The following is a 13,120-nucleotide window of genomic DNA, read 5'->3' as shown; positions in this document are numbered from 1 at the left end:
CTCTCAACCCACCAGGAGAAATCGTGGACCAGAACCAGGCACCAGTGCTGGAAGCATTGGCGGAACACCAGAAACTGAAACGCTACGGCTTCACCCCGCCGGCCCACCGCCAGGGCCGCAGCGTCGATCCCCGCGTCCTGGAGGTGCTGGGCGAACAAAGTTTCAAGGCCGACGTCGTTGCTTCCTCAGGGCTTGACGATCGAAAGTCCTCCAACGGCTACCTTTCCCAGGCTGAGGATCTCTTGGCCGAGGCGGTGGGTGCGGACATGGCCTTCTTCAGCACCTGCGGTAGTTCGCTGTCAGTCAAGGCAGCCATGCTCGCGGTGACCCGGGGTGAAGGCGAACTGCTGATCAGCCGGGATGCGCACAAGTCCGTTTCGTCCGGGCTGGTGCTCTCCGGGCTGCAGCCGCGGTGGATCCGGCCTCAGTGGGACGATGACCTGAAGTTGTCGCACCCGCCCTCACCTGAGACGGTGGAGGAGATGTGGCAGCGGTACCCCGATGCCTCCGCTGCGCTCGTTGTCAGCCCCACTCCTTACGGCACCTGCGCCGATCTGGAAGCTATCGCGGACATCTGCCACCGGCGTGGAAAGCCCCTGATAGTGGACGAGGCCTGGGGTGCCCAGTTGCCCTTCCACCCGGACACCCCCACCTGGGCCATGTCCGCCGGCGCGGACATCTGCGTGGTGAGTGTCCACAAGATGGGACTGGGCTTCGAACAGGGCTCCATCTTCCACCTCCAGGGCAATCTGGTGGATCCGGTCCGTCTGAGCCAGTGCGCCGACATCCTCTCCACCACGAGCGCCAACGTCCCCATCTATGCCGCCATGGACGGCTGGCGGCGGCAGATGGTGCAGGAGGGCAAGGCCATGATCGATCATGCGTTGGAGATCTGCCGAGGACTACGTGCTGACATCGAGGGCATCCCAGGGTTGCACGTGCTGGAGGACGAACTGGTCCACGCCGAGGCCTCACACGACCTGGACATCCTGCACATTCTGATCGACGTCTCCCAACTCGAGATAAGCGGCTACCAGGCAACCGACTGGCTCCGGGAAAACTGCCGGTTGGACATAGGAACCAATGACCACCGGCGTATAGAAGCAGTCATATCGGTCGCTGATGACAAGGACACTGCGGACCGTCTGCTGGCCGGCTTGCGCGCCCTCTCCACCGCGGCCGCAGACCTTCCCCGGCCCTCCGCCGTCGTCATTCCCAGCGAGGCGGACCTCTACCTCGAGACGGTGATGCTGCCGCGCGATGCCTTCTTTGGCCCGGTGGAGAACGTTCCCGTGGAAGAGGCAGCAGGTCGTATCGCCGCGGAGATGGCTACCCCCTACCCGCCAGGTGTCCCGCTCCTGCTGCCGGGGGAACGGATCAACCAGGCGGCCATCGACTATCTCAGGAGCGGTGTGGAGGCAGGCATGGTTCTGCCCGATCCTTCCGACCCCAGCCTCAAGACCATCCGCGTGGTTCGGGAAGAACCACACTCACGGCGCCAGAGCGCCCCGGCCTAACCGGGCCGTGACGAAACGAGGAGTCACAATGTGCGGAATCGCCGGCGAGATAGCCTTCCACGGCAGACGCGCCTCCAAGGAGCCGGTCTTGGACATGATGAATGCCATGAGGTCCCGCGGTCCCGACGGCCGCGGTACCTGGGATGCGGGCTGGGTGGCGCTGGGGCACCAACGCCTCAGCATCATCGACCTCTCCCAGGCGGGCGCGCAGCCCATGGAGGACGAGGGCGGCATAGCAGTCACGTTCAACGGCTGCATCTACAACTACCGGCAACTGCGCCGAGAACTGGAGCCCGAGTTCACGTTCCGCTCCACCTCCGACACCGAAGTGATTCTCAAGGCGTACCGAAAGTGGGGGAGGGATTTTGTGCACCACCTGGTGGGGATGTTCGCCATTGCCATCGCTGACCCCCGGCAGTGCGAGGTGCTCCTGATACGGGACCGGCTGGGTATCAAACCCCTCTATGTATCCCACGTCCAGGGGCGTATGCGGTTCGCCTCCACACTGCCGGCGCTTCTGGCCGCCGGCGGGGTGGACAGCTCCGTGGACGAGGTTGCGCTGCACCACTACCTCAGCTGGCACTCGATTGTCCCTGCCCCCCGGACCATCCTCACGGGGGTGCAGAAGGTCCCGGCGGCGACCATCCGCACTGTCCGCACGGACGGCACCTGGCAGGATCACGAGTACTGGAAGCCCACATACACCCGTAAGGAGCAGTACGCCGGCTGGTCCGCCGAGGACTGGCAGGACGCCGTGGCGGAGAGATTGCAGGTGGCAGTACGACGGCGGATGGTCGCCGATGTGCCCGTTGGAGTCCTTCTGTCCGGCGGACTTGATTCAAGCCTGCTGGTGGCGCTCCTCGCCGAGGAGGGCCAGCACGGGCTTTCCACATTCAGCATCGGCTTCGACGGTGCGGGCGGGGACGAGGGCGACGAATTCGTGTACTCGGACCGCGTTGCGGAGACCTTCGGGACCAGGCACGAGCGGATCCACCTCAGCACGGCCGATTTCGCTCCCTCCATCCCCGCGGCGGTCGCCGCCATGTCCGAACCCATGGCCAGCCACGATGTCACCGCGTTCCATCTGCTCTCCGAAACTGTTTCCCAGCACGTCAAAGTGGTTCAATGCGGCCAGGGGGCGGATGAGGTCTTCGCCGGTTACGGCTACCACCAGCCGCTGGCCTCCGTGCCGCGGTCGGAGGCGCTGGATATTTTCACAGGGTCGTTCGTGGATTACAGCAACGAGGAGCTCGCCGCGGTCCTGGAGCCGGAGTGGTGGTCGGGGCGAGACGTCAGCCGTCGAATTCTGGCCGCAAGCCTGGCACAGCCCGGCGCGGACTCCGCCCTGGACGCGGTCCTGAGGCTGGACACGCACCTGCTCATGGTCGACGATCCGGTCAAACGGCTCGACAACATGTCCATGGCTTGCGGCATTGAGGCACGCGTCCCGTTCCTGGACCACGAGCTCGTGGAACTTGCCGCGGCCTGCCCGCCTGAATTCAAGTCATCCCAGGGCGGCAAGGGCATCCTCAAAGATCTGGGCAGGCGGTTGCTTCCCACGGAAGTGGTGGACCGGCCCAAGGGATACTTTCCCGTTCCCGCCCTGCGGCATTTGGAAGAACCCTTCCTGACCATGGTTCGTGATGCCCTGCATGCCCCCGAAGCAAAGCAGCGCGGGTTGTTCCAGTCAGACTTCGTCGAAGGGCTTCTGGCTGATCCCAATGAACGCCGCACCCCCGTGAACAGCAACGTGCTGTGGCAGGTGGCGCTCCTCGAAATGTGGCTCCAGAGCCATGGCGTGGGCTGATGTCCGTGATCGAGGAGCTGCGTCGGGCAGTGACGGAGGACTTCCCAGCAACGGTGGAGCAGCTTTCCGGGCTGGTCCGGATTCCCGCCATGGCCTGGGACGCCTTCGACCCAGCCGACCTGGACATTGCCGCCGGGTACGTATCCGAACTGGTACAGGAAGCGGGGATGGCCGACGTCGTACTTCTCCGGGCACCACGGCCCGACGGCAGGCCCGGGGCGCCGGCCGTAGTGGCGCGCAGGCCGGCGCGTCCCGGCAAGGACACAATTCTGCTTTACGCGCACTATGACGTGCAGCCCCCCGGTGACCCCTCGCTCTGGCTGAGTCCTCCCTTCGAAGCCGTGGAGCGCGACGGTCGACTCTGGGGAAGAGGGGCCGCGGACAACAAAGCGGGCGTGCTTCTGCATGTGGCGGCTCTCCGCTCCGTCCTACGCGTGCTCGGCGACGAACTCGGCCTGGGCGTCACTCTCTTCATTGACGGCGAGGAGGAAGCCGGCTCACCCAGCCTGCCGTTGCTGCTGGAGGAGCACCCCGCCTTACTCAAGGCTGACGTTATGGTGGTTGCTGATTCCGGCAACTGGCAGGTGGGCGTCCCAGCCCTCACCACGAGTCTGCGAGGTTTGATTCTGGGAAACATCGAAGTGAGGGTCCTGGAACACGCTCTGCATGCGGGCACCTATGGCGGGCCGCTGTTGGATGCAGTGACGGTCCTGTCGCGGTTGATCGCCACCTTGCATCACGCTGACGGCAGTGTGGCTGTTGCGGGCTTGTCGGCCTTTGAGGCTGACTCCGCCGCGGATACCGTACCGGAGTTCGACGAAGTGCTATTCCGGGCGGACGCCCGGGTACCGCCGGGCATGCAGCTTGCCGGTAGCGGCACCTTGGCGTCCCGGCTATGGCACAAACCCGCGCTCGCCATCATCGGGATGGACGTGCCCGCCGTGGCCCACTCCTCAGACACCCTGCTGCCCGTGGCACGAGCACGGTTCAGCCTCAGCCTGGCGCCGGGAGCCAACACTGCCGAGGCCATGGAGTCGGTCCGGCGACATGTCGAATCCCATGCTCCCCTCGGTGCAGAGGTCCGGTTCATTCCCGGTGGGCGGACCGAGGGGTTCGCCGGTCACGCGTCCTCGGCAGCTGCGCGGACCATGCTTCAGGCCATGGGGGAGGCCTGGGGGGTTCCGGCCGTTTGCATGGGGGTGGGCGGCTCAATCCCCGTGGTTGATACCCTGGCCAGGCTTTGTCCGGAGGCGGATATCCTGATCACCGGCGCCGAGGACCCCGATTCCAGGGCACACGGGGCCAACGAATCGGTTCGCCTGGGAGATTTCGAGAAAGCAATCCTTGCCGAGACGCTACTCCTGGCCCAGCTCAACTCCCCAACTCCGTGACATTGGATCTGCCAGCTGCCACGTGGACCCCTTTTTGAGCTTCGGATCGACAAGTACTCATTCGTCGAAGTGGGTTCGGAGTGGCGCATCAGTTGAAATGGACTCTATTACTGCGGCCGCTATGTCGTGGAGTTTGATATTACGGAAGCTGGAGGCCTTCCTGAGTATCGTCATGGCGGCGTCCTGGCTGCATCGGTTTTGCGCCATGATAACCCCGACGGCGACGTCGATAGCTGTTCGGGACTTCATTGCTGCTTCGAGGTTGTGCTTTGCGTCCTGGAGCCGGGCCAGTCGAAGCTCCAATCGGAGGGTCTTGGCCGATTGTTCGCCGAATAGCTCGGCTCGGGCAATGTCTTCTCCGCTTATTCCGTACGGCCGCGAGGAGTAGATGTTGAGAGCCGCAGTGGATTCTCCTTCGAGCGGCAAGGGAACACCCAGGATCGATTGGACGCCCTCCTGGGCTACGGCGCGGGTATATTCGGGCCAACGGTGTTCCGTCGATACGTCAGGGACGTACACGGTGGTCCCGGTACGCATCGCTGTGAGGCAGGGCCCGTCACCAAATGCATATTGGAGCTCATCCATGGCCCTGGCCCTGACGTCGCTGCAGGCGACAGTGATGGGCTTTTTCCTGCGCACTACGGTGACGTTGCAGTGAACCTCCGACTCCGGCGGTGAGAGAAGCGCGGCGGAAAAGACGGCAAGTTCCTGGAAAAACTCTTCGGCGTCGGAAGTTTCCAGGACCATGTCCTGAAGCCGCGAGGCAACTCCCTCGTGAAGTTCTGAAGAGAGAGGCAGAGCGTTCATGTCAGGTCCTTAGGAAGTATCTTCCACCGTGCAGCATCCTGCGCGGCGTGAAGGCGCCTACCTCTAGACGGTTCATTCTCAGCCTACTCCACAACCTTGGTGTTGCCGTGATATGAACAACCCCATGTAGTCGTCTAGGCGTCCTCGAGTGACATGGTGGAGGACAGCTCGCGGTGGGCGTCGACCTGCTCAAGGAGCAACCGGGCTTTCTGCTCGACGCCCGCGACGGCATCCGCTCCGGCGACGAAGCGCAGCGGCGGTGTGTCCAGGGCAGCGATCGTTACCAGGGCAGCGCCAAGCTTGGCCGGATCTCCTCCTTGCTGGCCATTCATGCTCTTCCACGCCGTGATGGTCCGGGCGGTCCGCTCGGCGTAGTCCTCGATGGAGAGCTCAGACCAGATCGAGGAGGATCCCTCGACAAGGAGTTCGGTGCGGAAGAAGCCGGGCTCAACGATGGTGGTGTGGATGCCGTATTGCTCCACGTCGTTTCGCACGACAGACTCCAGCTCCTCGGTAACTGGGTAGCAACCCACGGACCTTTGCGGCAGGAGCGTTCGTAGCTGATACCCCGAAGAGGGTTGGACCTCTAGAGGGCTATCACGATTTTTCCGCGCACCTTGCCTGACTCGAGATAGCGAATCGCGTCTGCCGCTTCATCGAGTGCGAAGCTTCGCTCAAGGGCTGGGGTCACCCTGCCCGCTTCGATGAGCCCGGTGAGTTGCTCGAGGTCGGTTGCGCGAACCATCCCGAGGAACATGGTGAGCCGCTGGCTGAGGAAGCGCGACACGACCAACGCTCCCAGCTGCCGCCCAATGCCGCCGGTCAGGCGCCCGCCTTCCTCTCCACCGGTGATGACGGCGGTGCCTTGCGGTGTAAGCGCACGGCGGAGGTGAGCGATCGAGGGGTTGCCTGCGATGTCCAGGATGAGGTCATAGGAGCCGGTGCCGTCCGCCAAGTCTTCTGCTGCGTAATCGATGACGTGATCCGCACCGAGGGACCGAACAAACTCGAGCTTGGATGCACTGCACATGCCGGTCACTTCAGCCCCGAAGGCTTTGGCGAGCTGTACCGCGTAGCTGCCAACTCCTCCCGAGGCGCCGGTGATCAACACCCTGTCCCCCTGCTTGATCCGCCCGGAATCGCGCAACCCCTGCAGTGCAGTCACCGCTGATACAGGGACGGAGGCTGCCTGCTCGAAGTTGAGGCTGGAGGGCTTGAGGGCAAGCTTGTCCTCAGTTGCGACGGCGAACGCGGCAAAGGATCCGCGCCCGCTGCCATAGACCTCGTCTCCCAGCGAGAAGCGGGTCACCGCCGACCCCACGGACACGACGGTTCCGGCGAGATCCATGCCAGGCACCCTGTTGCGCGGCTTGCGAAGCCCGAAGGCCAGGCGACCGAGATACGGGGTGCCCGTTATCATGTGCCACACACCCCGGTCGACACCGGCCGCCCTCACCTGAATGAGTACCGCCTTTGGCCCCGGGGCAGGAATCGGCGTCCGGTCAGGCCGAAGCACCTCCGCCGCACCGTAGATGTCCTGAACCACCGCGCGCATGGTGGTGTCATCTCCGAGCGTTTCGGATGTTTGATCTGAGAGGTGCTTCCGAGCTTCCATGACGGATTCCTTCCGGGAACTATGCGTTTAGTACGCTGTACGAAGAGGGTATCGTACGATGTACGACATGGATAGAGGCAGGACTGCAGATTCTGACAAGGACGGCGAGGGCACGCAGACCCGAGGCCGGCTCAGCAGGGACGGGGTGCTGACAGCAGCCCTCGCGCTCGCCGACCGGGTTGGCATCGGCAAGCTGTCCATCCGCTCGCTCGCCCAGGACATGGGAACCAAGCCGATGTCGCTGTACTACTACGTGGCCAACAAGGAGGAGATCCTGGATGGCCTCGTGGATCAGGTGTTCGCGGAAATTGATCTGCCGAGGCCGGGGGAGCATTGGAAGGAAGAGATGCGACTCCGGGGCCATTCCGTCCGCGACGCGCTGCAACGGCACCCCTGGGCCGTAGGGCTTCTCGAATCGCGAAAGGCTCCGGGGGTCGCGACGCTTGCGCATCACGAGGCTACGCTGGCCACCCTGCGTGCCGGCGGGTTCTCAGTCCGGCAGGCGGCACACGCCTATTCCCTGCTCGACAGCTACATCTACGGCTTCGCACTTCAGGAGGCGGCCCTGCCCGTAGCTGGAGACGGTGCCGCTGCTGACGTAGCCGGGCCCATCATGGAGCGGTTTTCCGGTGGCCAGTACCCGTACATGGTTGAAATTGCCACCGAAGTGGTCCTCCAGCCCGGTTACGACTACGGCAGCGAGTTCGGCTACGGGCTCGAACTGATCCTTGACGCCCTGGAAGGCACTCTCCTCTAGCGGGCCCACCTGCCCCGCGAGCTTGTGTTTCCATCAGACAGATAATAATATCCATATTACGGAAACAATGAAGCGGCCGGGAACGGCCATAACCAGAAGGATCTTCAATGGCGAGTCCTAGCCCCGGTTACTCCATCACCCTGCGCGTCCAGGCGCCGTCGAGCTTTACCGCTACCGCAGAGCTGGCCGCTGCCGTCGGCTCTGCCGGTGCGTCCATCACGGCACTCGACGTCACCGAGTCCCATCACGACAGCATCGTCGTCGACGTCAGCTGCAACACCACGGACGCCGCGCACGGCGAACGCGTCCGGGACGCGTTGAACGCCCTCGACGGCGTCAACGTCAAAAAGCTGAGCGACCGTACGTTCCTGATGCACCTCGGCGGGAAGCTGGAGGTTGTCCCCAAGGTTCCGCTGCGCAACCGCGACGACCTTTCCCGGGCCTACACTCCCGGCGTCGCACGCGTCTGTCTTGCGATCGCTGAAAACCCCGACGACGCCCGCCGCCTCACGGTCAAGCGCAACACCATTGCGGTGGTCACCGACGGCTCGGCCGTACTTGGGCTGGGGAACATCGGGCCGGCCGCCGCGCTGCCCGTCATGGAGGGCAAGGCCGCGCTGTTCAAGCAGTTCGCCAACGTCGACGCCTGGCCCGTCTGCCTCGATACGCAGGACACCGAGGAGATCATCAGCATCGTCAAGGCCCTCGCACCGGTCTACGGGGGAGTCAACCTCGAGGACATCGCTGCACCCCGTTGCTTCGAGATCGAGAACCGGCTCCGTGAGGAACTGGATATCCCGGTGTTCCACGATGACCAGCACGGCACCGCGATCGTCACCCTGGCAGCCCTGACCAACGCTCTCCGCGTCGTCGACAAGCAGATCGAGAACGTGCGGATTGTCGTCTCGGGTGTCGGCGCCGCCGGCTCCGCGATCATCCAGCTGCTGCAGGCGCAGGGCGCGAAAAACATTGTCGCGTGCGACCGCAAGGGTGCGATCCACAGCGGGCAGACCCACACTGACGAGCATCGCCGCTGGATCGCCGAGAACACCAACCACGACGCCTTCGCGGGATCGCTGCATGATGCACTGGTTGGTGCGGACGTCTTCATCGGCGTGAGCGGCCCCAACATTCTCGGCGAGGAACAGGTTGCGTCGATGGCGGACCAGGCAATCGTCTTCGCCATGGCAAATCCGGATCCCGAGATCGATCCGATCATTGCCGCCCGTCACGCTGCCGTGGTGGCCACCGGCCGCAGCGACTTCCCGAACCAGATCAACAACGTCCTCGCCTTCCCGGGCTTCTTCCGCGGATTACTCGACGCCGGCGCCTCCGACATCACGCCTGAAATGTTGGTCGCGGCAGCTGATGCAATCGCCGCTCGCGTGGACGATGATGAACTCAACGCCAGCTTCATCATTCCCAGCGTCTTTGATCCGCACGTGGCGAGCGACGTCGCTGCAGCGGTTGCCGCCGCAGCCCACGCTGCGACGGCATCCCAGCATCCCGCCACAGCATCAGCAGAGTAGGAGCAGGACATGTCCATTGAGCTCACAGGTACGACGGCGGTCGCCGGCTCGGAAACGATCCTCACCCCCGAGGCACTCCAGTTCCTGGAGAAACTTCACCAGACCTTCCGCGCAACCCGTGACGAGCGGTTGGCCGCGCGCGCGGTGAGGCGGGAAGAAGTGGCGCAGACCGGCAGACTCGACTTCCTTCCGGAGACCGCCGAGATCCGGAACGGTAACTGGACCGTAGCCGAGGCCCCCGCGCAACTGCAGGACCGCCGCGTGGAGATGACTGGACCGGCGTCACCGGCGAAGATGGCCATCAACGCCCTCAACTCCGGTGCGAAGGTATGGCTGGCGGACCTTGAGGATGCAAGCGCTCCCACCTGGCACAACGTTCTTGATTCCCAGGTAAACCTCTACGGGGCCGCCCGCGGTTCGCTGAGCTTCACCTCCCCCGAGGGCAAGGAGTATGCCCTTCGGGCGGACGCGCCGCTCGCCGTCGTCGTCGCACGTCCGCGCGGCTGGCACCTGCCGGAGAAGAACATCATCATCGACGGGCAGCCGGCCGTTGGTGCCCTGGTCGACTTCGGGCTGCACTTTTTCCACAATGCAAAGCACCTGCTGGAGACCGGAAGCGGTCCGTACTACTACCTGCCCAAGCTGGAGAGCCATCTCGAGGCCCGGTTGTGGAACGACGTTTTTGTGTTTGCCCAGGACTACGTGGGAGTGCCGCAGGGCTCGGTCAGGGCCACCGTCCTGATCGAGACGATCCCCGCCGCCTTCGAGATGGACGAGATCCTCTACGAACTGCGCGAGCATGCTTCCGGCCTGAACGCCGGCCGCTGGGATTACCTCTTCAGCATCATCAAGTACTTCCGCGACGGCGGTGAATCCTTCATCCTTCCTGACCGCGCCTCCGTGGTGATGACCGCACCGTTCATGCGTGCGTACACCGAACTTCTGGTCAAGACCTGCCACCGTCGCGGTGCCTTCGCGATGGGCGGCATGGCGGCGTTCATCCCGAACCGCCGTGAGCCCGAAGTGACGGCCCAGGCCATCGAGAAGGTCCGAGCGGACAAGACCCGCGAGGCCAACGACGGCTTCGACGGCTCCTGGGTTGCCCACCCCGATCTGGTGCCCGTCTGTCAGGAGGTGTTCGACGCCGTCCTCGGCGACAAACCGAACCAGCTTGACCGGCAGCGGCCCGACGTTGAGGTGACCGCGGAGCAGTTGCTCGACGTCGAGTCCGCCGACGGCGACGTGACCGAGGTGGGCCTGCGCGCCAACCTCTATGTCGCCGTCGCGTACGTCGCCGTCTGGCTCTCCGGGAACGGTGCCGTGGCCATTCACAACCTCATGGAAGACGCGGCGACGGCAGAGATCTCCCGTTCACAGGTGTGGCAGCAGATCCGGAACAAGGTGGTGCTCGCGGATACCGGCAATACGGTGACGCCGGAGCTTGTGAACACCATCCTCGCCGAGGAAACCGAGCGGCTGCACGGCGAGGTCGGGGATGAGGCGTTCGAGAAGTTCTACGAACCGGCCAGCCGGCTGATCGCGGACATCTGTGTTTCTGAGGACTACACCGACTTTCTCACCCTTCCCGCGTATGAGTTGGTGAGCTGAATGGAGTTCGCGCTCGGTTTCGACGACTACGCCGCAATCGACTCGAAGCTGACGGACACCGACAGGCTCCTCCGCACCGGGTACCCGGGCGACAGCGGAACGCGCCAGCCCGTCCACACCGTGTACGTGCCCGCAGACCGCTACCAGCCGTCGCTCCCCGGTGACTGGGGGCGGGAGGCAGTTGCCGCCGTCGAATGTGCCGGCGGGATGGGCGCGTTGTGCGCGGCGCTTGGCGTGAACGACGACGTCGGCACGCTGGTGGGCGCGAAGCTCACCACAGAGCCGATCGAGGACCTGCGCCTCGACTTCGAGGATGGATACGGAAACCGGCCCGACGATGAAGAGGATGCCGACGCCGCCCGTGCCGCCATCGCGGTGGCACGGGCGGTACGGGACGGCATCGCGCCCCCGTTCATCGGAATCCGTTTCAAGTGCTTCGAGGAGCCGACCCGCCGTCGTGCGCTGAGGACGCTGGACCTCTTTGTCGGCGGACTGCTTGCAGAGGGACCGCTGCCTGAGGGACTGGTGCTGACGCTTCCCAAGGTCTCCACGGTGGCGCAGGTAGAGGCCATGGTGTTCGCGTGCCAGCGGCTCGAGGCGGTGCACGGGCTGCCTTCGGGAAGGCTTCGGTTCGAGGTGCAGATGGAAACGCCGCAGCTCATCCTGGCCGCTGATGGCACAGTGCCCGTTGCGCAACTGCTCCACCGGGCGGAGGGCCGGGTGTCCGCACTGCACTACGGCACGTACGACTACAGTGATTCCCTGCAGATCGCCGCCGCATACCAGTCGATGGAGCATCCCGCCGCGGACTACGCGAAGCAGGTCATGCAGGTGGCGGTTGCCGGTACGGGGGTCCGGCTGTCGGACGGGTCCACGAACATCCTTCCGGTCGGTAGCGACGACCAGGTGTCTGCGGCGTGGGCGCTGCACGCCCGGTTGGTCAGGCGCTCGCTGGAGCGCGGTTACTACCAGGGCTGGGATCTGCACCCTGCGCAGCTGCCGAGCCGCTTCATCGCCACGTACGCGTTCTACCGCGAAGGGCTTTCCGCCGCGGCTACGCGGCTTCGCAACTATGTGCACAGGATCGAGAGCTCGATCCTCGACGAACCTGCAACGGCCCGCGCGTTGGCGCGGTTCGTCCACCGCGGCGTGCTGTGCGGCGCTGTGACCGAGGCAGAAGTCAATGAACTTGCTGGGATTTCCCTGCCTGACCTGGAAGCGCTCGCGCACCCGCGGAAACTTCCTGAAACAGCTGAAAACATCTAAGGACCGAACTTTGAGCAATTACTTCGCACCCGAATCCGTCCTGCCGCCGCAGACGGACCTGCTGACAGGACGCGCCGTCGTCACCGAGGCCTACACCGTGATCCCGCGCGGGGTTCTTCGCGACATTGTGGTCAGCGAACTCCCCGAATGGACCGGAACCCGCACCTGGATCCTGAACCGGCCGGTTGCCGGCGGCGCGACGACGTTCGCCCAGTACCTCGTTGAGGTGTCACAGGGCGGCGGCTCGACCAACCCCGAGCCCGAAGCCGGTGTCGAATCCTTCGTGTTCCTTCTTGAGGGAGCTTTGACCGTCAAGCTCGAGGGTGAACTCCACGATCTGACGCCCGGCGGTTTTGCTTTCATCCCCCCAGGAGCCGAATGGGAAGTATCCAACTCTGCACCGGAGCCCGCGAAGTTCCAGTGGATCCGGAAGGCGTACCAGCCGCTTGCAGGGCACACGCCCAAGGCCCGCGTCGGTAACGAGCAGGACATTGAGCCCGGCGCCATGCCCGGGACGGAGAACAAGTGGCGCACCACCCGCATGCTGCCCACGGATGACATGGCGTACGACATGCATGTCAACGTCGTCACCTTCGAACCCGGCGCCGTTATTCCCTTCGCTGAAACGCACGTCATGGAGCACGGGCTCTATGTGCTCGAAGGCAAGGCCGTGTACCGGCTGAACCAGGACTGGGTGGAGGTCCAGGAGGGCGACTACATGTCACTTCGCGCCTTCTGCCCCCAGGCCTGCTATGCGGGTGGACCGTCGAACTTCCGCTACCTCCTGTACAAGGACGTGAACCGCCAGATCAAGCTGACCTAG

11 protein-coding genes are annotated in these 13,120 nt (G+C 64.3%); 8 read left to right on the top strand and 3 right to left on the bottom strand.

The window, feature by feature from the left end; translation table 11 throughout:
* Window positions 1-23 precede the first annotated feature (23 nt).
* Genes M1D74_RS16205 through M1D74_RS16195 form a run of 3 tightly spaced genes read left to right on the top strand, consistent with a single transcriptional unit; the run spans window position 24 to window position 4,715 of the window.
* A complete protein-coding gene (locus M1D74_RS16205; protein ID WP_458116006.1) occupies window positions 24-1,517 on the top strand; it encodes an aminotransferase class I/II-fold pyridoxal phosphate-dependent enzyme in 1,494 nt (497 codons plus the stop codon).
* 28 nt (window positions 1,518-1,545) lie between these two features.
* Window positions 1,546-3,324 carry an N-acetylglutaminylglutamine amidotransferase gene (locus M1D74_RS16200; RefSeq protein WP_458116005.1) on the top strand — a complete coding sequence of 593 codons (1,779 nt, stop codon included), beginning with the start codon at window positions 1,546-1,548 and terminating at the stop codon, window positions 3,322-3,324.
* Window positions 3,324-4,715 (top strand): M20/M25/M40 family metallo-hydrolase, encoded by a 1,392-nt coding sequence (locus tag M1D74_RS16195; protein ID WP_458116004.1) that lies wholly within the window; start codon window positions 3,324-3,326, stop codon window positions 4,713-4,715. The genes M1D74_RS16200 and M1D74_RS16195 overlap by 1 nt, the downstream gene beginning before the upstream one ends.
* 57 nt (window positions 4,716-4,772) lie before the next feature.
* Here M1D74_RS16195 and M1D74_RS16190 read toward each other — a convergent pair whose 3' ends face one another.
* From M1D74_RS16190 to M1D74_RS16180, 3 genes are all read right to left on the bottom strand, one after another.
* Complete coding sequence (locus M1D74_RS16190; protein ID WP_458116003.1) at window positions 4,773-5,522, bottom strand: GAF and ANTAR domain-containing protein; 750 nt, start codon at window positions 5,520-5,522, stop codon at window positions 4,773-4,775.
* 134 nt (window positions 5,523-5,656) lie between these two features.
* Window positions 5,657-6,016, bottom strand: coding sequence for a hypothetical protein (locus tag M1D74_RS16185; protein WP_458116002.1), 360 nt, complete (start codon window positions 6,014-6,016; stop codon window positions 5,657-5,659).
* A 92-nt stretch (window positions 6,017-6,108) separates the two neighbouring features.
* Window positions 6,109-7,137 (bottom strand): NAD(P)-dependent alcohol dehydrogenase, encoded by a 1,029-nt coding sequence (locus M1D74_RS16180; protein ID WP_458116001.1) that lies wholly within the window; start codon window positions 7,135-7,137, stop codon window positions 6,109-6,111.
* A gap of 67 nt (window positions 7,138-7,204) precedes the next feature.
* On the opposite strand from M1D74_RS16180, the gene M1D74_RS16175 reads away from it, so the two are divergent.
* The 5 genes from M1D74_RS16175 (at window position 7,205) to M1D74_RS16155 (ending at window position 13,120) form a co-directional block, all read left to right on the top strand.
* Window positions 7,205-7,894 (top strand): TetR/AcrR family transcriptional regulator C-terminal domain-containing protein, encoded by a 690-nt coding sequence (locus M1D74_RS16175; RefSeq protein WP_458116000.1) that lies wholly within the window; start codon window positions 7,205-7,207, stop codon window positions 7,892-7,894.
* A 107-nt stretch (window positions 7,895-8,001) separates the two neighbouring features.
* A complete protein-coding gene (locus tag M1D74_RS16170) occupies window positions 8,002-9,423 on the top strand; it encodes a malic enzyme-like NAD(P)-binding protein (protein WP_458115999.1) in 1,422 nt (473 codons plus the stop codon).
* Window positions 9,424-9,432: 9 nt separating this feature from the next.
* Window positions 9,433-11,031 (top strand): malate synthase A, encoded by a 1,599-nt coding sequence (aceB, locus tag M1D74_RS16165; protein WP_458115998.1) that lies wholly within the window; start codon window positions 9,433-9,435, stop codon window positions 11,029-11,031.
* Window positions 11,032-12,297, top strand: a complete 1,266-nt coding sequence (locus M1D74_RS16160; protein WP_458115997.1) for a DUF6986 family protein — start codon at window positions 11,032-11,034, stop codon at window positions 12,295-12,297.
* Between the two features lie 10 nt (window positions 12,298-12,307).
* Window positions 12,308-13,120 (top strand): bifunctional allantoicase/(S)-ureidoglycine aminohydrolase, encoded by an 813-nt coding sequence (locus M1D74_RS16155; RefSeq protein ID WP_458115996.1) that lies wholly within the window; start codon window positions 12,308-12,310, stop codon window positions 13,118-13,120.

The sequence above is a fragment of the Arthrobacter sp. D2-10 genome, assembly GCF_054161285.1.
Note: the sequence above shows the minus strand (reverse complement) of the source record. Positions and strands in the feature narration are given on the sequence as shown.

Coding starts and splice junctions, on each gene's coding strand:
- M1D74_RS16190 (WP_458116003.1), bottom strand. CDS start 5,522: ATGAACGCTCTGCCTCTCTCTTCAGAACTTCACGAGGGAGTTGCCTCG.
- M1D74_RS16170 (WP_458115999.1), top strand. CDS start 8,002: ATGGCGAGTCCTAGCCCCGGTTACTCCATCACCCTGCGCGTCCAGGCG.
- M1D74_RS16200 (WP_458116005.1), top strand. CDS start 1,546: ATGTGCGGAATCGCCGGCGAGATAGCCTTCCACGGCAGACGCGCCTCC.
- M1D74_RS16160 (WP_458115997.1), top strand. CDS start 11,032: ATGGAGTTCGCGCTCGGTTTCGACGACTACGCCGCAATCGACTCGAAG.
- M1D74_RS16175 (WP_458116000.1), top strand. CDS start 7,205: ATGGATAGAGGCAGGACTGCAGATTCTGACAAGGACGGCGAGGGCACG.
- aceB (WP_458115998.1), top strand. CDS start 9,433: ATGTCCATTGAGCTCACAGGTACGACGGCGGTCGCCGGCTCGGAAACG.
- M1D74_RS16180 (WP_458116001.1), bottom strand. CDS start 7,137: ATGGAAGCTCGGAAGCACCTCTCAGATCAAACATCCGAAACGCTCGGA.
- M1D74_RS16195 (WP_458116004.1), top strand. CDS start 3,324: ATGTCCGTGATCGAGGAGCTGCGTCGGGCAGTGACGGAGGACTTCCCA.